Annotated in this window: 19 protein-coding genes and 1 pseudogene; 10 read left to right on the forward strand and 10 right to left on the reverse strand. The window is 70.3% G+C overall.

Translation table 11 applies throughout. From position 1 onward, the window contains the following. The first annotated feature begins 271 nt into the window (after positions 1-271). On the forward strand, positions 272-1,216 hold the full coding sequence (locus V2W30_RS09785) for a carbohydrate kinase (RefSeq protein WP_338695398.1): 945 nt from the start codon (positions 272-274) through the stop codon (positions 1,214-1,216). 60 nt (positions 1,217-1,276) lie between these two features. Here the strand turns inward: V2W30_RS09785 and V2W30_RS09790 are convergent, their stop codons facing one another. Further along, complete coding sequence (locus tag V2W30_RS09790) at positions 1,277-2,134, reverse strand: helix-turn-helix domain-containing protein (RefSeq protein WP_338695399.1); 858 nt, start codon at positions 2,132-2,134, stop codon at positions 1,277-1,279. Between the two features lie 101 nt (positions 2,135-2,235). Between V2W30_RS09790 and V2W30_RS09795 the strand changes: the two genes are divergently transcribed. After that, positions 2,236-2,823 carry a YceI family protein gene (locus tag V2W30_RS09795; protein ID WP_338695400.1) on the forward strand — a complete coding sequence of 196 codons (588 nt, stop codon included), beginning with the start codon at positions 2,236-2,238 and terminating at the stop codon, positions 2,821-2,823. 81 nt (positions 2,824-2,904) lie between these two features. Here the strand turns inward: V2W30_RS09795 and uvrA are convergent, their stop codons facing one another. Beyond that, a complete protein-coding gene (uvrA, locus tag V2W30_RS09800; RefSeq protein ID WP_338695402.1) occupies positions 2,905-5,988 on the reverse strand; it encodes an excinuclease ABC subunit UvrA in 3,084 nt (1,027 codons plus the stop codon). Between the two features lie 299 nt (positions 5,989-6,287). Between uvrA and V2W30_RS09805 the strand changes: the two genes are divergently transcribed. The 5 genes from V2W30_RS09805 (at position 6,288) to V2W30_RS09825 (ending at position 10,260) form a co-directional block, all read left to right on the forward strand. Next, entirely contained in the window at positions 6,288-6,974 is a 687-nt protein-coding gene (locus V2W30_RS09805; protein WP_338695404.1) for a maleylpyruvate isomerase family mycothiol-dependent enzyme, read from the forward strand. Between the two features lie 9 nt (positions 6,975-6,983). Further along, positions 6,984-7,640: an MBL fold metallo-hydrolase gene (locus V2W30_RS09810; RefSeq protein ID WP_338695406.1), complete on the forward strand. Its 657-nt coding sequence runs from the start codon at positions 6,984-6,986 to the stop codon at positions 7,638-7,640. Positions 7,641-7,754: 114 nt separating this feature from the next. After that, the gene (locus V2W30_RS09815; RefSeq protein ID WP_338695408.1) at positions 7,755-8,636 is read left to right on the forward strand and encodes an ABC transporter substrate-binding protein; all 882 of its coding nucleotides are present in this window, start codon (positions 7,755-7,757) and stop codon (positions 8,634-8,636) included. Further along, the gene (locus tag V2W30_RS09820; protein WP_338695410.1) at positions 8,633-9,514 is read left to right on the forward strand and encodes an amino acid ABC transporter permease; all 882 of its coding nucleotides are present in this window, start codon (positions 8,633-8,635) and stop codon (positions 9,512-9,514) included. The genes V2W30_RS09815 and V2W30_RS09820 overlap by 4 nt, the downstream gene beginning before the upstream one ends. Beyond that, positions 9,511-10,260 carry an amino acid ABC transporter ATP-binding protein gene (locus tag V2W30_RS09825; RefSeq protein ID WP_338695412.1) on the forward strand — a complete coding sequence of 250 codons (750 nt, stop codon included), beginning with the start codon at positions 9,511-9,513 and terminating at the stop codon, positions 10,258-10,260. The genes V2W30_RS09820 and V2W30_RS09825 overlap by 4 nt, the downstream gene beginning before the upstream one ends. Positions 10,261-10,268: 8 nt before the next feature. On the opposite strand, the gene aroQ is transcribed toward V2W30_RS09825, so the two are convergent. Further along, positions 10,269-10,742: a type II 3-dehydroquinate dehydratase gene (aroQ, locus tag V2W30_RS09830; protein WP_338695413.1), complete on the reverse strand. Its 474-nt coding sequence runs from the start codon at positions 10,740-10,742 to the stop codon at positions 10,269-10,271. A gap of 148 nt (positions 10,743-10,890) precedes the next feature. Between aroQ and V2W30_RS09835 the strand changes: the two genes are divergently transcribed. Further along, a complete protein-coding gene (locus tag V2W30_RS09835; protein ID WP_338695414.1) occupies positions 10,891-12,183 on the forward strand; it encodes an MFS transporter in 1,293 nt (430 codons plus the stop codon). Here the strand turns inward: V2W30_RS09835 and V2W30_RS09840 are convergent. The 7 genes and pseudogenes from V2W30_RS09840 to V2W30_RS09870 form a co-directional block, all read right to left on the reverse strand. Continuing rightward, the gene (locus V2W30_RS09840; protein ID WP_338695415.1) at positions 12,173-13,273 is read right to left on the reverse strand and encodes an ionic transporter y4hA; all 1,101 of its coding nucleotides are present in this window, start codon (positions 13,271-13,273) and stop codon (positions 12,173-12,175) included. The two genes, V2W30_RS09835 and V2W30_RS09840, sit on opposite strands and share 11 nt — an antisense overlap. A 70-nt stretch (positions 13,274-13,343) precedes the next feature. Next, the gene (locus tag V2W30_RS09845; protein ID WP_338695416.1) at positions 13,344-13,652 is read right to left on the reverse strand and encodes a hypothetical protein; all 309 of its coding nucleotides are present in this window, start codon (positions 13,650-13,652) and stop codon (positions 13,344-13,346) included. Between the two features lie 131 nt (positions 13,653-13,783). After that, positions 13,784-14,773, reverse strand: a complete 990-nt coding sequence (locus V2W30_RS09850; RefSeq protein ID WP_338695418.1) for a TerC family protein — start codon at positions 14,771-14,773, stop codon at positions 13,784-13,786. Between the two features lie 234 nt (positions 14,774-15,007). Next, positions 15,008-16,881, reverse strand: a pseudogene (locus tag V2W30_RS09855) (TerD family protein). A gap of 10 nt (positions 16,882-16,891) precedes the next feature. Beyond that, positions 16,892-17,458, reverse strand: a complete 567-nt coding sequence (locus V2W30_RS09860; protein WP_425244670.1) for a TerD family protein — start codon at positions 17,456-17,458, stop codon at positions 16,892-16,894. A gap of 165 nt (positions 17,459-17,623) precedes the next feature. Beyond that, positions 17,624-19,759: an excinuclease ABC subunit UvrB gene (gene uvrB, locus V2W30_RS09865; RefSeq protein ID WP_338695420.1), complete on the reverse strand. Its 2,136-nt coding sequence runs from the start codon at positions 19,757-19,759 to the stop codon at positions 17,624-17,626. A gap of 74 nt (positions 19,760-19,833) precedes the next feature. After that, complete coding sequence (locus tag V2W30_RS09870) at positions 19,834-20,688, reverse strand: MHYT domain-containing protein (RefSeq protein ID WP_338695421.1); 855 nt, start codon at positions 20,686-20,688, stop codon at positions 19,834-19,836. Between the two features lie 303 nt (positions 20,689-20,991). Between V2W30_RS09870 and V2W30_RS09875 the strand changes: the two genes are divergently transcribed. Together V2W30_RS09875 and V2W30_RS09880 are read left to right on the forward strand one after the other, a co-directional pair. After that, on the forward strand, positions 20,992-21,834 hold the full coding sequence (locus V2W30_RS09875; RefSeq protein WP_425244515.1) for a glycerophosphodiester phosphodiesterase: 843 nt from the start codon (positions 20,992-20,994) through the stop codon (positions 21,832-21,834). A gap of 44 nt (positions 21,835-21,878) precedes the next feature. Then, the gene (locus V2W30_RS09880) at positions 21,879-22,439 is read left to right on the forward strand and encodes a methylated-DNA--[protein]-cysteine S-methyltransferase (protein ID WP_338695423.1); all 561 of its coding nucleotides are present in this window, start codon (positions 21,879-21,881) and stop codon (positions 22,437-22,439) included. Positions 22,440-22,487 lie beyond the last annotated feature (48 nt).

Consider the following 22,487-nt stretch of genomic DNA (forward strand, 5'->3'; position numbering starts at 1 on the left):
GCTCCACGGGAGGGGCGGGACGGGCGAGGTGAGCGGGTGGTGCGAGCGAGGGGTTGAGCTGGCGCGGGGTGACAGATCAGACGATACCGGCGGGGATCCGGGCACTTTGTGGGGGCCCTGGGAAGAGCTGTCGGGCTGTGGGCAGGAGCCAGGTCGCAGGGCAGCGGCCAGGGGCAAGGTCGTGCCCGCACGAGGAGGTGTGCTGCTCCGCGAGCTGAGACGCTCTAGCCTGCCCGGAGCGACACCCGTCCGCCGCCCGAGAGGAATCACCGTGATAGTCGTCGCAGGGGAGGCCCTGATCGACCTCGTGCCCCAGACCACGGGCCCCGACGCCGCCCCCGATCCGGCGCGGTCCGCGGCGCCGGCCGCCCTCGCCCCGCGGCTCGGCGGCGGCCCGTACAACACCGCCGTGGCGCTCGGCCGACTCGGCTCCCCCGTGTCCTTCTGCTCCCGCGTCTCGACGGACGCATTCGGGGAGGCGCTGCTCGAGGGTCTGCGCACCGCCGGGGTGGACGTCTCCGTGGTCCAGCGGGGCGACGAACCGACGACGCTGGCCGTCGCGTCCATCGGGGCCGACGGCTCGGCGGGCTACTCCTTCTACGTCGAGGGGACCGCCGATCGGCTCTTCACGGCGCCGGACACCCTCCCGAGCGGCACTCGCGCCGTGTCGTTCGGCACGTGCTCCCTGGTCCTCGAACCGGGGGCGACCGCCTACGAGGAGCTGATGCGCGCGGCTGCCTCCCGAGGCGTGTTCACCGCACTCGACCCGAACATCCGGGCCGGTCTGATCCAGGACGCGGACGCCTACCGGGCCCGCTTCAAGAGCTGGCTGTCGTCGACCGCTCTGCTGAAGCTCTCCGAGGAGGACGCCCAGTGGCTCGGTGGCACGCCCCAGGAGTGGCTGGCCCTGGGCCCGGCCGCCGTCGTGGTCACGCGCGGCGGTGACGGACTTTCCGTCTTCACCCAGGACGGCGGGACGTACGCGGTGCCGGGTGAGCCGGTCGACGTGGTCGACACCATCGGCGCCGGAGACACCGTCAACGCGGCGCTGCTGCACGCCCTCGACCACCTGGACGCCCTCTCCCCCGCCGCGGTCGCGGGCCTGGGCGGCGACCGGTGGGCGCGGTTGCTGCGCTTCGCGGCACGCGCGGCGGCGATCACGTGCTCACGGGCGGGCGCGGAACCTCCGTACGCCTCCGAGGCCGGCACCCTGTGACTCCCGCCCGCCCGACGCCTGCCGCCCGCGCGCCGCTCCACGCGGCAGGGCGGTTCCTCGTCAGCCGCCGACCGCGCGGAGGGCTCCGGGCGCGCGCCCGTTGAGCCGGTCGAGGGCGGTCGCCGTGGCGTCGTCGGCGGGCAGGTAGACCAGGATCGTCTGCGCGTCGGCGTCGGGCAGCGCCAGCGCCTCGTGCGCCAGTCGCAGGGCACCCGCCTCGGGATGGATCACCAGATCGTGCCCCTCACGCCGGGGCGGAGCCGGCGCCGCGGCCATCCGGTCGGTGAAGGGCGCCCCGGCGGTGACGGTCAATTCGTCGACCAGGGCGGCGACTTGGGGATCGACGAGCGGCGCGCCCTGCCGGAACCGCGCCACCTGGTCGTCGGCGACCCGGTCCCAGTCGGGGTGGGACGCGCGGGCCCGGGGGTCGGTGAACAGATAGCGCACGATGTTCGGCCGGTCCACGTCCAGGATGCCGAGACCGGCGGCGAAACGGCGGTACCCCTCGGTGTGGGCGAGGATGTCGCCGACCCAGTTGACCAGGACGGCGGGGGTCGGCTCCAGGCGGGCGAGCACCGCGCGGACGGTGGCCCGCACCGTGGGCGACGGCACCGTGGCCCCGGCACAGAGCACCGCGTCGTGTCCGCTCGCCTTGGCGAGGCGGCGCAGCAGCAACCGCTCCTCCATCGTGAGCCGCAGCGCGTCGGACAGGGCGCCGAGCACCGAGGGCGAGGGGTTGCGGTCGCGGCCCTGTTCGAGCCGGGTGAGGTACTCCACGCTGATACCGGCGAGCGTGGCCAGCTCGGAGCGGCGCAGCCCGGGGGTGCGGCGTCGGGTCCCGCTCGGCAGCCCGACCTCGGTCGGCGCGACCGCTTCACGGCAGGTGCGCAGATACGTCCCCAACTCGTTGTCAGCCACGCCTCGAACGTACCAACGCCGGGGTGTGCGGATCGTGGCCCTGTCACTACCAGCCTTGGCCCGGTCTCCCTCGACTGCCGCGCAGGGCGCAGGGTGAAGGCATGGCTGACGACAACTCTGTGACCGCGACGACTACTTCGACCGCCGCGCTGCCGCTCGCGCCCGGCGCCTGGACGCTGGACCCGCTGCACTCCGCGGTGAACTTCACGATCCGGCACCTGGGGATCGCGAAGGTGCGCGGCCGCTTCGCCCAGGTGGACGCCGGCCTGTACGTCGGGGAGACCCTGGCCGACGTACGGGTGACGGCCACCATCGCGCTGGCCTCGATCGACACGGGCAATGCCGACCGCGACGCCCACACCCGCTCGGCGGATCTGCTGGATGTGGAGCGGCGTCCGACCATGGCCTTCCGCTCGACGGGCGTGAGCGGATCGGCCGATGACTGGTCCCTGGAAGGCGAGTTGACCATCGGTGACGTGACCCGTCCGGTGACGCTCGACGTGGAGTTCGGCGGGGTCGTCGATGTGCCGGTGGACGGGAGCCGGCATGCCGGGTTCGAGGCGACGGGGGAGATCCGGCGCAGCGACTTCGGGCTCGATTTCGGCAGTGGCCTGCTCGGTGATGTTGTCAAGGTTCAACTGGACATGCAGTTCGTGGCGCCTCGTGAACCGCAGGACCAGGCCGGTTGATCGTTGAACGCACGGCGCCCCACGGGGAGTTCCCGTGGGGCGCCATCAATTTTACTCAGCGTGACCGGACCGTACGGAGCGTCAGGACTTCCGGCCGGTCGTCTTCTTCGCAGCGGTCTTCTTGGCCACGGCGGTCTTCTTGACGGCCGTGGTCTTCTTGGCTGCCGTCTTCTTCGCCGCGGTCTTCGTCACCGCTGTCTTCGTCACCGTGCCGGTCGACTTCGCCGTGGCCGTCTTCTTGGCCGGGGCCTTGGTGGCCGCGACGGTCTTCTTCGCCGCGGTCTTCCGGCTACGCGCCGCGGGCACCGCCGCGTCGCTGACCCGGTCGGCGCCGAGGACGTCACGCAGGAACTTGCCGGTGTGGCTGGCCGGTTCCGACGCGACCTGCTCGGGGGTGCCCTCGGCGACGACGATGCCGCCGCCGTTGCCTCCCTCGGGGCCCATGTCGACGATCCAGTCGGCGGTCTTGATGACGTCGAGGTTGTGCTCGATGACGATGACCGAGTTGCCCTTGTCGACCAGGCCCGACAGCACGGTGATGAGCTTGCTGATGTCCTCGAAGTGCAGACCGGTGGTCGGCTCGTCGAGGACGTAGACAGTGCGGCCCGTGGACCGCTTCTGCAACTCGCTCGCCAGCTTCACGCGCTGCGCCTCGCCGCCGGACAGGGTGGGTGCGGACTGTCCGAGGCGGACGTAGCCGAGGCCCACGTCGTTGAGCGTCCGCAGGTGGCGGGAGATCGCCGGGACCGCCTCGAAGAAGTCGAGCGCCTCCTCGATCGGCATGTCCAGGACCTCGGCGATGGACTTGCCCTTGTAGTGGACGTCCAGCGTCTCGCGGTTGTAGCGCGCGCCGTGGCAGACCTCGCACGGGACGTACACGTCCGGCAGGAAGTTCATCTCGATCTTGATCGTGCCGTCGCCCGAGCAGTTCTCGCAGCGTCCGCCCTTGACGTTGAAGGAGAACCGCCCCGGCAGGTAGCCGCGGACCTTCGCCTCGGTCGTCTCGGCGAACAGCTTGCGGACGTGGTCGAAGACTCCGGTGTACGTCGCCGGGTTCGACCGGGGGGTCCGGCCGATGGGCGACTGGTCGACGTGCACGACCTTGTCGACGAGGTCGTCGCCCTCCACGCGCGTGTGCCGGCCCGGGACCGAACGCGCCCCGTTCAGCTCGCGCGCCAGATGCGTGTACAGGATGTCGTTGACCAGCGTCGACTTGCCGGATCCGGAGACGCCGGTGACGGCCGTCAGGACGCCCAGCGGGAAGGACACGTCGATGTCCCGCAGGTTGTTCTCCTTGGCCCCGTGCACCGTGAGGCGGCGTCCGGGGTCCACCGGGCGGCGGATGTCCGGGATCGGGATGGACTTCTTGCCCGACAGGTACTGGCCGGTCATCGACTCGCTGTTGCTCAGCAGCTCCTTCAAGGGACCGCTGTGCACGACCTTGCCGCCGTGCTCGCCCGCGCCGGGGCCGATGTCGACGATCCAGTCGGCGACCTTGATCGTGTCCTCGTCGTGCTCGACCACGATGAGCGTGTTGCCCATGTCACGCAGCCGTACGAGGGTCTCGATGAGCCGGTGGTTGTCGCGCTGGTGCAGGCCGATGGACGGCTCGTCGAGGACGTACAGGACGCCGACGAGGCCGGAGCCGATCTGGGTGGCCAGCCGGATGCGCTGGGCCTCGCCGCCGGAGAGGGTGCCCGCGGCCCGGTTCAGCGACAGGTAGTCGAGGCCCACGTCGACGAGGAACTTGAGTCGCTCGTTGACCTCCTTCAGGACGCGCTCCGCGATCTTCTTGTCGCGCGCGTTCAGCGTCAGCTCGCCCAGGAAGTCGGCGCAGTCACTGATGGACATGGCCGAGACCTCGGCGATGGACTTCCCCATGACCGTGACGGCGAGGACGATCGGCTTGAGGCGCGTGCCCTCACAGGTGGGGCAGGGCACCTCGCGCATGTAGCCCTCGAAGCGCTCACGGCTCGCGTCCGACTCGGCCTCGCTGTGGCGGCGCTTGACGAACGGGACGGCGCCCTCGAAGGGCGTCGTGTAGACCCGCTCACGTCCGTAGCGGTTGCGGTAGCGGACCTCGATCTGCGTCTTGTGGCCGTAGATGAGCGCCTTCTTGGCGCGCTGCGGCAGTCCGGCGAACGGGATGTCCGTGCGGAAGCCGAGGGCGTCCGCGAGCGCGCCGATGAGGCGGCCGAAGTAGTCCTTGGTGTGACCGTGCGACCACGGGTGGATGGCGCCCTCGTCGAGCGACTTGTCCTCGTCCGGGACGATCAGCTCGGGGTCGACCTCCATGCGCGTACCGATGCCGGTGCAGTCGGGGCAGGCGCCGAAGGGCGAGTTGAAGGAGAAGGAGCGGGGCTCCAGCTCTTCGAAGGACAGGTCGTCGTACGCGCAGTACAGGTGCTCCGAGTACATGCGCTCGCGCTCGGGGTCGTCCTCGGGGAGGTCGACGAAGTCGAGCACGACCATGCCGCCGGAGAGACCGAGCGCGGTCTCCACGGAGTCGGTCAGGCGGCGCTTGGCGGAGTCCTTCACGGTGAGACGGTCGACGACCACCTCGATCGTGTGCTTCTCCTGCTTCTTCAGGGTCGGCGGCTCGGACAGCTGGATCGTCTCGCCGTCCACGCGCGCGCGGGAGTAGCCCTTGGTCTGGAGGTCGCTGAAGAGGTCGACGAACTCGCCCTTGCGCTCGCGCACTAGCGGCGACAGGACCTGGAAGCGGCTGCCCTCGGGCAGCGACAGGACCTTGTCGACGATGGCCTGCGGCGACTGGCGCGCGATGGGGCGGCCGCACTCGGGGCAGTGCGGCTTGCCGATGCGCGCGAACAGCAGACGGAGGTAGTCGTAGACCTCGGTGATGGTGCCGACCGTGGAGCGCGGGTTGCGCGACGTCGACTTCTGGTCGATCGAGACGGCCGGCGACAGGCCCTCGATGAAGTCGACGTCGGGCTTGTCCATCTGGCCGAGGAACTGGCGGGCGTACGACGACAGCGACTCGACGTACCGGCGCTGGCCCTCGGCGAAGATCGTGTCGAACGCGAGCGAGGACTTGCCGGAGCCGGACAGACCGGTGAAGACGATGAGGGAGTCGCGCGGGAGGTCGAGCGAGACATTCCGGAGATTGTGCTCGCGCGCGCCACGGACGATGAGACGGTCGGTCACGCCGGTCCGCACCTTTCTTGGGAGAAGTGACAGGGGCGGGGCCCCCGCCTCTCGAGGTCTGACTCTCGGAGACGACGCCGTCGAGAGCGACGGGAAGCCTGACGGAGAAGTCGTGAGATGGCTGTCTTTCGAAGAGTAGGGGGAGCCACTGACAGCGCCGGTTGGTTTCCCTGGTTGGTAACAAACCCGGACCACCAAGAATGCCCGATGCCGCCGTCGAGCTTATAGCACGTACATTCGATTAAGGCGCCAGGTCGGCCACCTTCACCCGAACGTGTGGCGCCGCTATCGTCGGCGTCATGAGTGATCATGTGCGCGACCTGGTGTCTGTACGCGAAGCGACCGACCGGCTCCTCGCCGCGGTCAGCACCCTGGACAACGCCGCCGTCGCCGAGCCGTCACGGCTTCCGGGCTGGAGCCGCGGCCATGTGCTCGCCCACCTCGCCCGGAACGCCGACGCGCTCGTCAACGTCCTCGAGGGCCGTCCCATGTACGTGAGCGGCGAGGCGCGCGACGCCGACATCGAACGGGACGCCCCGCGCGGGCTGCGCGCGCAGGTCGACGACGTACGGGAGAGCGCCGAGCGCTTCCAGCGCGTCGGGGCCGTGGACGCGGACTGGTCGCGCACCGTGGAGCTGCGCAACGGCGTGACCGACGCCGCCTCCCGCATCCCCTTCCGGCGGCTCGCCGAGGTGGAGCTGCACCACGTGGACCTCGGGATCGGGTACGGGCTGGAGGACCTCCCCGCGGACTTCACCCACCGGGAGATCGACTTCCTGGCCGATCGGTTCACCGGGCACAAGGATGTGCCGCCGCTCGCGCTGGCGACGGACTCCGACCGCCGCTGGACGTCGGGCGGAGCCGACGGCAAGCCCCTCGCGGTCCGGGGCCGGGCGGCGGACCTGCTGGGCTGGCTCTGCGGCCGCCGGGACGGCACCGGGCTGACCGTCGACGGCGGCCTGCTGCCCGCCCTGCCCCCGCTATAGGCTGAGCCCATGACGTACAGCGGAACGGTGAGGGTCGGCGGCCCGGCGGACGTGCACGAGTTGCAGGACCTGATGATCTCCAAGGTCGCGGTCGGACCGATGGACAACAACGCCTATCTGCTGCGGTGCCGCGCGACCGACCAGCAGCTTCTGATCGACGCGGCGAACGAGCCGGAGACGCTGCTGCGGCTCATCGGCGACGACGGCATCACGGCCGTCGTCACCACGCACCAGCACGGGGACCACTGGCAGGCGCTCGCCGAGGTCGTCGGAGCGACCGGCGCGCGCACGTACGCGGGGCGCGACGACGCCGCGGGCATCCCCGTGGCGACGGACGTGCTCGTCGCCGACGGCGACACGATCGAGTTCGGCCGGATCTCGCTGACCGCCCGCCATCTGGTCGGCCACACGCCCGGCTCCATCGCGCTGGTCTACGACGACCCGCACGGCCACCCGCACGTCTTCACCGGTGACTGCCTCTTCCCGGGCGGCGTCGGCAACACGCGCAAGGACCCGGACGCCTTCGCGAGCCTCATCGACGACGTGGAGTCGAAGATCTTCGGGCCGCTGCCGGACGAGACGTGGGTCTATCCGGGACACGGCAACGACACGTCCCTGGGCGCCGAGCGGCCGCACCTTCCGGAGTGGCGCGCGCGGGGCTGGTGACCGACGCCGCGGCGGGCGGCCGCTGTTCACACGGCCGCAACACATGTTCCCACCATGCGGACACTTGCTGTCCTGACCTCGACAAACAGGGCTGAGCGCTGTCAGTCTCCGGCCATGCATCTCGCCCACCGCGCCGCGCGTCTTGCCGTTTGCTCCGCCCTCGTCCTGGTCGCCGCGGCGGCCTGCGCCCCAGAACCCGAGAACTCCGGGAACAAGGCCTCCGGTAAGCCCGCCACGGCCGCCTCCTGCCCTGCGGGCAAACTCCCGACGGTGGCCTCCGGCAAGCTCACCGTGGGCACCGACAAGCCCGCCTACGCGCCGTGGTTCAAGGACGACGACCCGGCCAACGGCCAGGGGTTCGAGTCGGCGGTCGCGTACGCCGTGGCGAAGCGGCTCGGCTACTCCAGGCCCCAAGTGGAGTGGCAGACCGTTCCGTTCAACAGCTCGTTCGCCCCGGGCGCGAAGAAGTTCGACTTCGACATCAACCAGGTGTCGATCAGTGATGCCCGCAAGAAGGCCGTCGCGTTCTCGTCGGGCTACTACGACGTGCGGCAGGCCGTCGTCGCCCTGAAGTCGTCCAAGGCCGCCAAGGCGAAGAGCGTCGCCGACCTGAAGCACGCGAAGCTGGGCGCCCAAGTGGGCACCACGAGCCTGGACTTCATCAACGACCTGGTGAAGCCGGACCAGAAGCCGGCCGTCTACCAGAAGAACGACTTCGCCAAGTCCGCCCTGAAGAACGGCCAGGTGGACGCGATCGTGGTCGACCTCCCGACCGCCTTCTACATCACCGGCGCCGAGGTCACGGACGCCGAGGTGGTGGGCCAGTTCGAGAACTCGACCGGAACGCCCGAGCAGTTCGGTCTCGTCCTCGACAAGGAGAGCGAACTGACGTCGTGCGTGACGGGCGCGGTGGACGCCCTCCGCAAGGACGGCACGCTGGCCTCCCTGGAGAAGAAGTGGCTGTCCGAGGCCGTCGACGCACCGGTGCTCAAGTGACCGTCGCGAAGCAGCCGTCCGTCACGGAGGACGTGTACGTCCCCTCCGAGCGCCGAATAGCCCGCGAGCGCTACCGGCGGAGCCGTGCCCGCCGGGCGACGGGCATCGCGGCGCTGAGCACCTTGGTGACGGGCGCCGTCCTGTTCGTCGTCATCACCAACTCCCCCGGCTGGGAACGGACGAAGGACACCTTCTTCAGTGCGCACTACGCGCGCGTGGCGCTTCCTCAGGTCCTTGAAGGCCTCTGGCTGAACGTCCGCCTCCTGGCGGTGTGCGGGGCGTGTGTCCTGGTCCTCGGGATGCTGCTCGCCCTCGCCCGTACGTTGCGGGGGCCGGTCTTCTTCCCGCTGCGCGCGCTGGCGACGGCGTACACCGACTTCTTCCGCGGACTGCCGCTCATCATCTGCTTGTTGCTGGTCATCTTCGGCGTCCCCGCGCTGCGCCTCCAGGGGGTGACCACGGATCCCGTCCTGCTGGGCGGCGCCGCGCTGGTCCTGACGTACTCGGCGTACGTCGCAGAGGTGTTCCGCGCCGGCATCGAGTCGGTCCACCCCTCGCAGCGGGCCGCCGCGCGTTCCCTGGGGCTCAACAACCGTCAGACACTGCGCTATGTAGTGCTGCCCCAGGCGGTGCGCCGCGTCGTGCCGCCTCTGCTGAACGACCTGGTCTCGCTCCAGAAGGACACCGGTCTGGTCTCCATCGGAGGTGCCGTGGACGCCGTGTACGCAGCGCAGATCATCGCCAGCAAGGACTTCAACTACACGCCCTATGTGGTCGCGGGTCTGGTTTTCGTGGCGCTCACCATTCCCATGACACGCCTCACGGACTGGGTGACGGCCCGGATGGACCGGCGCCGGGCACAAGGAGGCCTCGTATGACCGACTCCGTGCTGCGGATGGAGTCCGTGCGCAAGACGTTCGGCGAGACCGTGGTGCTGCGCGACGTGGACCTGGAGGTCGCTCCGCACAGCGTGACCGCGCTGATCGGCGCCTCCGGGTCCGGCAAGTCAACGCTGCTGCGCTGCGCCAACCTCCTGGAGGAGATCGACGACGGGGCGATCTGGCTGGACGGCGAGGAGATCACCGACCCGCGCGCGGACGCGGACGCGGTGCGGCGGCGGATCGGCGTGGTCTTCCAGGCCTACAACCTGTTCCCGCACATGACCGTCCTGGAGAACGTCACGCTCGCGCCGCGCCGGGTGCACGGCGTCTCGCGCGAGGAGGCCGAGGAGCGGGCCAGGGGCCTGCTGGAGCGCCTCGGGCTCGGTGCGAAGGCCCGGGAGTACCCGGACCGGCTCAGCGGCGGCCAGCAGCAGCGTGCGGCGATCGTACGGGCCCTGGCCGTGCGGCCCCGGCTGCTGCTGCTCGACGAGGTCACCGCGGCCCTCGACCCCGAGCTCGTCGGTGAAGTCCTCGACGTCGTGCGCGACTTGAAGGGCGAGGGCATGACGATGGTGCTGGCCACCCACGAGATGAGCTTCGCCCGTGAGGTCGCCGACCAGGTGTGCTTCCTGGAAGGCGGTGTGGTGCTCGAACGCGGCACCCCGGAGGCCGTGTTCGGGGATCCGCGGCAGGAACGTACGCGACAGTTCCTGCGGCGGATCGTGGAGGCGGGGCGCCTGTAGGCGGCCTTCTAGGCCTGCGCCGCCCCCGGCGCGGCGAGGGCCGCCACCCGCTCCACACCGAACGCGTAGCCCTGCACGCCGCAGCCCGCGATCACGCCGTCGGCGCGCAGCGACACGTAGGAGTGGTGCCGGAACTCCTCGCGCTGGTGGATGTTGGAGATGTGGACCTCGACCACCGGCATCCCGTCACAGGTGTTGAGGGCGTCCAGGATGGCCACGGACGTGTGCGAGTAGGCGGCGGGGTTGATGACGATGCCGACGTGGTTCTCGCGGGCCTCGTGGATCCAGTCGACCAGTTCGCCCTCGTGGTTGGACTGCCGGAAGTCCACGGTGGCTCCGTGCGCGGCGGCCGCCTTGACGCACAGCGCCTCGACGTCGGCGAGGGTGTCGCGGCCGTAGATCTCCGGCTGACGCCTGCCGAGAAGGTTCAGGTTCGGGCCGTTGAGAACCATGATCGGGGCAGTGGCGAGCGTGCGCGGCACAGGGGACCTCCGTACGTAAGTGGTAGCTCCTTGAGGGTCTATCACGCCGCGCCGGATGGACCACCGCTCAGGAGGGACCTCCACGCGCCCCGCACCCCACTCTCGTACGCCCCCGTAACCTGCGCCGACTACGGGTAGTTGCCGCGACATGCGCACCACTCACCCTCCGTCACTGCCACGGCTCGCCGCCGCCTCGCTGGCCGGCACCGCCATCGAGTTCTTCGACTTCTTCGTCTACGGCACCGCCGCCGCGCTGGTCCTCGGCCCGCTGTTCTTCCCGACGTTCTCGCCGCTCGCGGGAACTCTGGCCGCCTTCGCGACCTTCGGGGTGGGCTTCGTGGCGAGGCCGCTCGGCTCGGTCCTGTTCGGGCACATCGGAGACCGGCACGGACGACGCCCCGTCCTGGTGGGGTCACTGATGCTCACCGGGGCCGCGACCGTGGCGGTCGGTTGCGTGCCCACCTATGCCTCGATCGGGGTGGCCGCTCCCCTGCTTCTCCTTCTGTTGCGTTTTCTCCAGGGGCTCGGGCTCGGCGGCGAGTGGGGCGGGGCGGTGCTGCTGACCGCCGAGCACGCGCCCGCCGCACGGCGCGGACTGTGGGCGAGCATGCCCCAGATCGGCCCTTCGGTGGGGTTCCTGCTCGCCAACGGGATCATGCTGGCGCTGTCGGCGACGCTCACGGACGCGCAGTTCGCGGCCTGGGGGTGGCGGGTGCCGTTCTGGGCGGCGGGGGCCCTGGCCGTGGCCGGGCTGTGGCTGCGCAGGTCGCTGGTGGAGAGCCCCGCGTTCCTGGAGGTGGCCGAACCCGCGCGGCTCCCGCTGGCCGAAGTGGTACGCGGGCACTGGCGGTTGGTGCTCCTGACGGCCGGGGCCCTGTCCGTCGGATACGCCATCTTCTATGCGGTGACGACCTGGTCGCTCGCCTATGGAGTGGAGCGGCTCGGCGTGAGCCGCAGCGTCATGCTGACCTGCATCATGGCGGCCGTCGTCGTCAAGGGGGCGTCGACTCCGCTGGCGGCGCTCCTCGGCGACCGGTACGGACGGCGTCCCATGTGTCTCGCGGGGTGCGCGATGGCCGTGGTGTGGATGGTGCCGATGGTGGCGCTCCTGGCCACCGGGGAGCCGCTGTTGATGTTCCTCGGGTTCCTGGTGGCGCTGTTCGCGTTCATCACGATGTTCGCCGTGATCGCCGCGTACCTGCCGGAACTGTACGAACCGCGCGTGCGGTGCACGGGTGCGGCGGTCGGCTACAACCTGGGCGGGGTCCTGGGTGGCGCGCTCACGCCGATCGCGGCGACCGCGCTGGCCGACGGCGGGACGGGGGTCCCCTGGGGTGTGGGCTGGTACCTGACGGGCATCGCGGTGCTGAGCCTCGGGTGCTTCGCACTGCTTCCCGAGACCGCTCCCGGTGTCGTACGGGAGGAGGCCGTCACGGCGTGACGGCGAGTTCCACGTACGCGGCGAGGATCACCAGGTGCACACCGCCCTGGAGCGGGGTGGCGCGTCCGGGGACGATCGTGAGCGTGCTGACCACCAGGGTCAGCGCGAGCAGCACCATGTGGGTGGCGCCGAGGCCGAGGACGAGCGGACCGTCCAGCCAGAACGAGGCGATGGCGACGGCGGGGACGGTCAGTCCGATGCTCGCCATCGCGGAGCCGAGCGCGAGGTTGAGGCTCGTCTGGACGCGGTTGCGGCGGGCGGCCCGGAGCGCCGCGATGGTCTCCGGCAGCAGCACCAGCAGCGCGATGATCACGCCGACGACGGCGTGCGGCATGCCCGCCGCCTCCACCCCGTGCTCGATCGTCTTGGAGACGCCCTTGGCGAGGCCGACGACCGCGATCAGGGCGAGTCCGAGCATCCCGAGGCTGGCCAGGGCGGCGCGGGTGGTGGGCACGTCCGCGTGGTCCTCGGCGTCGATGACCTCGCCGTGCTTGGTGATCGGCAGGAAGTAGTCGCGGTGGCGCACCGTCTGGGTCGCCACGAAGAGCCCGTACAGGACGACCGCGGCGACGGCGGAGAAGACCAGTTGGGAGGTGGAGAACTCCGGGCCCTGCTTGCTCGTCGTGAAGGTCGGCAGGACCAGGCAGAGGGTCGCGAGCGTGGCGACGGTGGCGAGGGCGCCGCCGGTGCCCTCGGACTGGAAGATCGCCACGCGGTGGCGCAGGGCGGCGGCGAGCAGGCTGATGCCGACGATGCCGTTGCACGTGATCATGACGGCGGCGAAAACGGTGTCCCGGGCGAGCGTGGCGCCCTTCGCCCCGCCGTCGGCCATCAGGGTGACGATGAGCGCGACTTCGATGATCGTGACGGCGACGGCGAGCACGAGGGACCCGAACGGTTCGCCCACGCGGTGGGCGACGACCTCGGCGTGGTGCACGGCGGCGAGCACGGAGCCCGCGAGGACGATCGAGACCAGGGTGACCACGGCCCCGGGCAGGTCGCGCCCCCACGTGAACCCGAGCAGCACGACGGCCAGCACCGGGACGGCGACGGTCCACTGCGTGGTCAGTGCCCGGAGTCTGGTGATCATGCATTCGATGGTGCCCGGGGCGGTGCGGGGGCGCGACTTCGGCGCTGTGTCGATACCGGCGAGCCGCGGCTCACTTCAGTTCGCGGGCGTCCCTGACGTCGCAGTTGGTGAAGGCCGGAGGCCGCGTACACATCGCGGAGAGCTGCTCGTTCAGCTGGGAGATCTCGGGACGTTCGCTGTTGCGCATCGCGTCGTCGTACGAGTCGAACTCGATGACCACCAGGTAGCGGCCCGCGGTGTCGCGGTCGGCGAGCATGATGCGGTGCGTGGGGCCGCCGGGCGTGCCGGCCATCTGCTGCTCGAACCGCTCGAGCAGTTCCTCCATCTCCTCGATGCGCTGGGTCTCGAAGTCGATGATCTGGGTGAACTTCAGACTCATGGGGTCCTCCCCCGTCGTGCCGTGGCGCCCCGGGCCGGGATGCGCTCAGTGCACAAGCAAGCACCGGGAGAAGCGCGCGGCAATCGAACGCGCACTGCTCCCGGTGCTGGTAATTCCTACGTCTGACGTCGTCAGGCCTTGATGCTGTCCTTCTGAGCCGCTTCGGCCGCGTCCCGCTCGGCCTGCTTCTTGGAGGCGAAGAGGCTGGTGATCGTGGTGACGATCAGGACGCCGCAGATGACGGCGAGCGAGACCGGAATGGAGATCTCCGGCACGTGCACACCGGACTCGTGCAACGCGTGCAGGACCAGCTTCACGCCGATGAAGGCGAGGATCACCGACAGCCCGTAGCTGAGGTGGACCAGCTTCTTGAGCAGTCCGCCGATGAGGAAGTACAGCTGGCGCAGTCCCATCAGGGCGAACGCGTTGGCCGTGAAGACGATGTACGGGTCCTGGGTCAGCCCGAAGATCGCGGGGATCGAGTCCATGGCGAAGAGCACGTCGGTCATGCCGATGGCGAGCATGACGACGAGCAGCGGCGTCATGACCCTCTTGCCGTGCTGCCGGATGAAGAGCTTGGTGCCGTGGTACTGGTCGGCGACACCGAACCGCTTCTCGATGGACTTCAGGAGGCGGTTCTCCTCGAACTCCTCTTCCTCCTCGTCCGCCATGGCCTCCTTGATGAGCTTCCAGGCCGTGTAGATGAGGAAGGCACCGAAGATGTAGAAGACCCACGAGAAGTTGGCGATGACCGCCGCGCCCGCGGCGATGAAGATCGCCCGCAGGATGAGGGCGATGAGCACGCCGAACAGCAGCACCCGCTGTTGCAGGTGGGTCGGCACCGAGAACTTCGCCATGATCAGGATGAAGACGAAGAGGTTGTCGACGCTCAGCGACTTCTCGGTGATGAAGCCCGCGAAGAACTCTCCGGCGGCCTGGCTGCTGCCCCAGACGAGCAGGCCGATGCCGAAGAGCACGGCCAGCACGATCCAGACGACCGTCCAGATTCCGGCTTCCTTGATGGATACGTCGTGGGGCTTGCGCCCGATGAAGAAGTCGACCGCGATCAGGGCGCTCAGACCAAGAATGGTCAGCACCCAAAGGGTCATCGATACGTCCACTGCGCCTCCGGCGTCGTACGGCTACTGATCAGCGTCGTCGCTGCCGGAGGTCTCTTCCACCCGGGCGCGTGGACCGCGCCTCGGGCCGACGCCCCGGGATCGGCGGCCATCGGGCCGGTCGTCCGTATTGACGGGAACGCCGCGTACGGGAGTACTCCCCTCCGCGTAAAGGAGCGTACTCGAAACACCCATGAAAGGTAAAGGGAAAGGTAAAGAAGTCCTCAAGTCGCCAGGTCAAAGGCCCCTTTCCCGACGGGCTCTGGCCACTTCGGCAAGGACGTGGCGCAGCACCGCGCTGCCAGGCTGGACCGCCGGCGGCTCGTAGGTCCAGGCGTGCCCGACCCAGGGGTCGGCCAGGTGGTCGTCGGGCACCGGCGTCACGCGCAGCAGGGCACGCCACAGAGGGTCGAGGAGTGGGCCGTACTCGGCCGCGTCCTCCCGGTCGGCGACCAGCATCAGATGGACGCCGACCTGCGGTCCCTCGTCGGCCAGGTAGCGCAGCCGGGTCACGGACCGGTCGTCGAAGCCGTGCGGGAAGTCGTGCACGATCAGCAGCTGCTCGGCGACGTCCAGGTCGGGCGGCAGCGCGTCGGCCGCTCCCGCGCGGATCGCCATCTGCACCAGGTCGACGCGCTCGGTCAGCCGGGTCAGGGTCTCCGCGACACCGGCGGCTCCCCTGGCGGGCGGCCCGGCGAGCACCCCGGCGTCGACGAGCGGAGCGAGGGCGCCCGCGGCCGTGCCCGCCGGATCGATGACGTGCACGCTGAACTCGCCCGCCGGGTACGCGGCCAGCAGCCGCGCCGCGTGCACGACCGCGGTGTGGGCGGCGCGGGCCCGCAGCTCGTCGGCGTCGGTGAAGGCGTCGGCCGCGGAGGCGCCCGCGTCGACCCACAGACCGCGCTCCAGCGGCAGCCGGACGAGCATCGGGATGCGCAGGCCCAGGCTGTCGCCCTCCGGCAGCCGCAGGTCGCCGAGGCGGACCGCCATCGGGTTCTCCATGGGGCTGCGGTACGCGTGCCAGCACGGGTTGTCCCAGCCCGCGTACGGCGCCGGGAGCGCGGGCTCGACGACCTCGGACTCGGCGACGAGCTGGGCCAGGTCGCGGTCGAGGGCCTCGCGGGCGCGGTCGACGAGGGCGCCGTGCTTGGCGGTGGCGGCCTCGCGGGCGGCGTCGCCCTGGCCGCCGATCCGGCTGCGCGGGTCGGAGAGGACGCCGTCGAGCTCCTGCTCCATCCGGGCGTCGGCGAAGTCGACGGCGCTGCGGTAGGCGGCCGCGGTGCGGGCGAGGTCCTCGAACATGCCCCACACCTGGTTGTAGAGCCGCTCCTCCATGGACCAGCCGGTGGCGTCGCCCGCGACGGGCACGGCGGGCTGCGGCGCGGCGGGCGGCGGCGCCTGGCGGCCGGGGTGGCTGTAGTCGATGGGCCCCTGGGCGGCGCCCCGGGGTGGGGGCGGGGCGGGCGGCGGGGGACCCGCGGCGTGTCCGGCCGTGGCCGCCGCGCGGACCTGCGTCTCGTCCGCCGTGCGGGGCGGGGGCGGGGTGCGACCGCGCGGGCCAGTCCTCGGGAGACGGCGTCGTGGATGGTGCCCGCCAGCGCGGTCGCGTCGGGAACGCCCTGGTCGGCGAGGAGCGCTCCGAGTCCTTCGGCGTAGCCCTGGCCGATGGCGCGCACCTTCCAGGCGCTCTGCCTGCGGTAGAGCTCCAGGGCGACAACGGCCGACTCCGTGTCGAGATCGGTGATCGTGTAGCTGGCCTCCTCGACGCCGTCGAGTCCGGTGACCGCGACGAAGGGGGCGGCGACGGCGCCGAACCGGGTCGGGCCGCCGGTGCCCACGGGGAGCGCGAGCAGCACGGTGACCCGGTGCACGTCCTGCGGTACGGCGTCGAGGTCCACGGCGAGGCGGTGGTCCGCCGCCGCCTGGCGCGGGACTTCGAGGCCGGGCAGCGCCGGCGCGCCGGGGTGGGCGATCCGCTCGGCGCCGTGGACGGTGCCCCGGTCGTCGGCGAGCGTGACGCCCGCGACGACCGGCCGGCCGGCCGACACCCGGATCTCCAGACGGGTCCGGGTGAGGGGGTGGTTCTGGCCCCTCACCAGTTCGGCCGCCATCGTCGACCCGCTACAGGCCGGGCAGGATCGAGGGCATCAGGTCCTGGAACGTGCGGCCGTTGGCCGCCGTGCCCAGGGCCGTCATCTTCCAGCCCGCGCCGTCCCGGTGGACCTTGGCCATGATCTGCGCCGTGTACTGGCCGCCGCCGTCGAGCGTGTAGCGCGCCAGCTCCTGGCCCGTCGTCTCGTCGACCAGACGGCAGAACGCGTTCTGCACCTCCTGGAACGTCTGGCCCGTGAAGGAGTTGACCGTGAACACGATCTGGTCGATGTGCACCGGCACGCGCGCGAGGTCGACGAGGATCGCCTCGTCGTCGCCGCCCTGGCCCACGCCGCCGACCAGGTTGTCGCCGGTGTGCCGCACCGAGCCGTCGTCGCTGACGAGGTGGCGGAAGAACACCACGTCGACGGGCTGCTTGTCGGCGAAGAGGACCGCCGACGCGTCGAGGTCGATCTCACGGGTGCGCGTGCCGAACAGTCCGCGCCGCGGCGCCGCCTGCCAGCCGAGTCCCATGCGCACGGCGGTGAGGGTGCCTCCGCCCTGCTTCTCCAAGCTGATGGCCTGACCCTTGGTCAAGTCGATGCCCACGCGCTGTCCCCTCTCGAACCGTCCCCTGTTGCCGCGGCCTGCGCCGACGGTTGGTCCAAACCCTAGAGGGGGGCACCGACAACACCGCCACCGAGGGCGGGATTTTGTGGCGGTCTTGCAACACACCGACGCGGTCCCGCCCGTCGAGGCAGGTCAGGCGATGCCTGCCTCCTTCATCTGGCGCAGCTCCTTCTTCATCTCCGACACCTCGTCGCGCAGCCGCGCCGCGATCTCGAACTGCAGGTCGGCGGCCGCGGCCCGCATCCGCTCGGTCATCTCCTCGATCTGCTCGGCGAGTTCGGCCGCGGGGCGGTCGGTGGGGACGGTCTCCGCCGCCTTGCCGCGCTTCTTCTTGCCGGTGTCCGCCTTGCCGAGGGACGGCACGGGGGCCTTGGCACCCTTGCCGTCCTTTCCGCCCTTGCGGTACCCCGTGCCGAGCAGCTCCTCCGTGTCGACGTCCTCGCGCGCGATGGACGCGACGATGTCGTTGATCTTCTTCCGGAGGGGCTGGGGGTCGATGCCCCGCTCCTCGTTGTACGCGATCTGCTTCTCCCGGCGGCGATTGGTCTCCTCAATGGCCTTCTCCATCGCCGGGGTGATCTTGTCGGCGTACATGTGCACCTGGCCCGACACGTTACGAGCCGCACGGCCGATGGTCTGGATCAGCGACGTACCGGAGCGCAGGAAGCCCTCCTTGTCGGCGTCGAGGATCGCGACCAGGGAGACCTCGGGCAGGTCGAGGCCCTCACGGAGCAGGTTGATGCCGACCAGGACGTCGTACTCGCCCGCGCGCAGCTCCCGCAGGAGCTCCACCCGGCGCAGGGTGTCGACGTCGCTGTGGAGGTAGCGCACCTGGATGCCGAGCTCCAGGAAGTAGTCCGTGAGGTCCTCGGCCATCTTCTTGGTGAGCGTGGTGACCAGGACGCGCTCGTCCTTCTCCGTGCGCGTGCGGATCTCGTGCACCAGGTCGTCGATCTGCCCCTCGGTCGGCTTGACGACGACCTCCGGGTCGATCAGGCCGGTGGGGCGGATGATCTGCTCCACGTAGCCGTCCGAGCGGGCGAGCTCGTACTTGCCCGGGGTCGCCGACAGGTAGACGGTCTGGCCGATGCGCTCCTGGAACTCCTCCCACTTCAGCGGGCGGTTGTCGAGCGCGGAGGGCAGCCGGAAGCCGTGGTCCACGAGGGTGCGCTTGCGGGAGGCGTCGCCCTCGTACATGGCGCCGATCTGCGGGACGGTGACGTGCGACTCGTCGATGACGAGCATGAAGTCGTCCGGGAAGTAGTCGAGCAGCGTGTTCGGCGGGGAGCCGGGCTCGCGGCCGTCGAAGTGCATCGAGTAGTTCTCCACGCCGGAGCAGGAGCCGATCTGGCGGAGCATCTCGATGTCGTACGTGGTGCGCATGCGCAGCCGCTGGGCCTCGAGCATCTTGCCCTGCTTCTCCAGGGTGGCGAGGCGCTCGCCCAGCTCCTTCTCGATGTCGTTGACCGCGCGCTCCAGGCGCTCGGGGCCCGCCACGTAGTGCGTGGCAGGGAAGATGTACAGCGACTCGTCGTCGCTGATGACCTCGCCGGTGAGGGGGTGGAGCGTCGAGAGGGCCTCGATCTCGTCGCCGAACATCTCGATCCGGACCGCGAGCTCCTCGTAGACCGGGAAGATCTCGATGGTGTCGCCGCGCACCCGGAAGGTGCCGCGCTGGAACGCCACGTCGTTGCGCGTGTACTGGATGTCGACGAAGCGGCGCAGCAGGTCGTCGCGGTCGATCTCCTCGCCGACCTTCAGGGAGACCATGCGGTCCACGTACTCCTGCGGCGTGCCGAGGCCGTAGATGCAGGACACGGAGGCGACCACCACGACGTCGCGGCGGGTCAGCAGCGAGTTCGTCGCGGAGTGGCGCAGGCGCTCCACCTCCTCGTTGATCGAGGAGTCCTTCTCGATGTACGTGTCCGACTGCGGAACGTACGCCTCGGGTTGGTAGTAGTCGTAGTACGAGACGAAGTACTCGACCGCGTTGTTCGGCAGGAGCTCCCGGAACTCGTTCGCCAGCTGCGCGGCCAGCGTCTTGTTCGGCGCCATCACGAGGGTGGGCCGCTGGAGCTTCTCGATCATCCACGCCGTGGTGGCGGACTTGCCGGTGCCGGTGGCGCCGAGCAGGACGACGTCCTTCTCGCCTGCCTTGATGCGCTTCTCCAGCTCGGCGATGGCCGCGGGCTGGTCACCGCTGGGCTGGTACGGGCTGACGACCTCGAAAGGCGCCACCGTGCGTTCGATCTTGGATACGGGCCGCATGGAATCAACCGTACGACCCCGCACTGACAACGGGGTCCGATCACGGCTGCGGCCGGGCTCTCAGGGGTGCCGGATCACCAGTTCTGCGGGGTGCGCGGGCTCGGCCGGCCGGGGACGCGGCGGGGCCGCGGGACGGTCGGCGAGGCGGGGGCGCCGGGGCGGGCGGCGGCCTCCCGCGCGTCGCGCCAGTCCGGGCGGCCCATGACCATCAGGGGGTCGAACATGACCACCACTCCGGCCAGGAGGAGGAAGCACAGGGGGCCGATCAGCATCGGGGCGAGGATGCCGGCGGCCGAGTCGCCACCGGGGGAACCGCCGGCACTGCCGTGCAGCTGCACGCTGACGGCCGCCATACCGGTGTAGTGCATGCCGGAGACGGCGAGCCCCATGATGAGGCTCGCGCCGAGGCTCCACATGATGCCGCGGACCTGGACGGCGGCCCACAGGGCGGCCGTCGCCGCCACCATGGCGATCACCACGGAGGCCCCCACGGTGAACGTGTTGTACTCGATCGTCCCGTGAAGGCGCATTCCGGCCATTCCGAGGTAGTGCATGGACGCGACGCCCAGGCCGGTGATCGTGCCCCCGGTGAACAGGGCCGGGCCGGTCGCGCCCTTGTAGCCGACGATGAACACGCCGATGCCGACCATGACGATGGCGACGCCGAGGCTCGCGAACGTGGTGGGCTGGTCGTAGTGGATCGGCACTCCTCTGACGGTGAACCCCATCATCGCGATGAAGTGCATCGTCCAGATCCCGGAGCCGATCGCCGCGGACCCGAGGGCGAGCCAGCCGGCCCGCCAGGTGTTCATCACCAGAAGCGATCTGGTGGTGCAGCGCAGACCGAGCGCACCTCCCAGGAAGGCCATGAGGTACGCCACTACCGGGGTGACGAGTCCGTAACTGAAACCGTCGACCGTGCCCTGCATGCGACGCAGCCCTTTCGCCCTGTTATGCCCTGAGATGCCCTGCTCGCTCCCCCGTCAACGACCATCAGGCCAGCCACGGTTGAGGCTGAGATTAAAGCTCACGCGGGAACGCCCGAACGATTTTCCGGCAAAGAATCCCTGCTTCCTCCACGGGGTCGGCCGCAGTTGAATAACTCCGTTCAACCTGTGACCATCCTTCGCCTGTTTTCTGTTGGCTCCAGGCTGCCAGGCTCGTGCCGTCCGTGGTCTCACGACGCATGAGGAGCAGACGTGTACGCACGCGCAGCAGCCGCAGTAGCCACAGTGACAGGTTCCGTCATCATCGGTGTCCTGGTCCTGCCCACTGCCGCACAAGCCGCCACCGCACACGACAGACCGGTCGTCGTCGCACACCGCGGCGCGTCCGCCTACGCCCCCGAGAACACGCTGGAGGCCGTCGACAAGGCGGACGACCTGGGCATCACCTGGGTCGAGAACGACGTGCAGCGCACCAAGGACGGCGCGCTCGTCGTCATCCACGACACCACGCTGGCCCGCACCACGAACGTCGAACAGCTCTACCCGGACCGCGCCCCGTGGAACGTGGGCGACTTCACCGCCGCGGAGATCGCCGCACTGGACGCGGGCAGCTGGAAGGGCGCCGAGTTCACCGGCGCGCGGATCCCGACGCTCCATCAGTACCTGGACCGCGTCGAGGACAACCACCAGAAGCTGCTCCTGGAGATCAAGGCGCCCGAGCTCTACCCGGGCATCGAGGCGCAGATCCTGCGGCAGCTGCGCAAGGACGGCTGGCTGCGGCACGGGCACGTGAAGCACCGGCTGGTCCTCCAGAGCTTCAGCGCGGACAGCATGCGCAGCGTCCACGCGCAGCGCCCGGACCTCACGACCGGGTTCCTGGGCACCCCCGCCGTCGCCGACCTGCCCGCGTACGCGGAGTTCGTCGACCAGATCAACCCGTCCCACTCCACGATCTCCACGGCCTACGTCGACGCGGTGCACGCGCTCAAGGGTCCCCACGACAAGCCGCTCGACATCTTCACCTGGACGGTCAACGACGCCGCGACCGCGCAGCGCGTGGCCGGGTACGGCGTCGACGGGATCATCACCAACACCCCGGACGTGGTGCGCGAGGCCGTCGGCGGCTGATCGCGCACCGGGCGTTGTCAGTGCCCGGTCGTACCGTGGTCGCCATGGACGCCACTGGGCAGAACGAGGAGGCGCGACGGGTCGTGTGGACCGTCGTGGGCAGCGACATCGGGCCGCTGCTGCTCGCCGCGACGGACGAGGGTCTGGTGTACCTCGCCTTCCACGCCACCGACGCGGTGCGGGACAAGGCACTCGCCCGGCTCGGCTCCCGTTTCGGGACCGAGCCGGTCGAGGCGCCGGACGCGCCGCTGCTGGCCGAGGCGGTACGACAGCTCGGGGAGTACTTCGCCGGCCGGCGGCGCGACTTCGACCTGCCGCTCGACTGGTCGCTCATCGCCGGGTTCCACCGCGAGGTGCTGCGCGAGCTGGCGGCGGGCGTGTCGTACGGCGCGGTCGTGGGGTACGGGGATCTGGCCCGGCGGGTCGGGCAGCCGGGGGCCGCGCAGGCGGTCGGCACGGCGATGGGGGCGAACCCGTTGCCGGTCGTGGTGCCGTGCCACCGGGTCGTGGAGAGCGACGGCGGGATCGGCGGGTTCGGCGGCGGGCTGGAGACGAAGCGCAAGCTGCTGGCGCTGGAGGGGGTTCTGCCCGAGCCGTTGTTCTGAGAGGGTCCCGGGCGGTGCGAGGTTCTTTTCGGGGTGGGGGTGGTGCCG

The organism is Streptomyces sp. Q6 (assembly GCF_036967205.1).
Classification (GTDB): Bacteria; Actinomycetota; Actinomycetes; order Streptomycetales; family Streptomycetaceae; genus Streptomyces; species Streptomyces citrinus.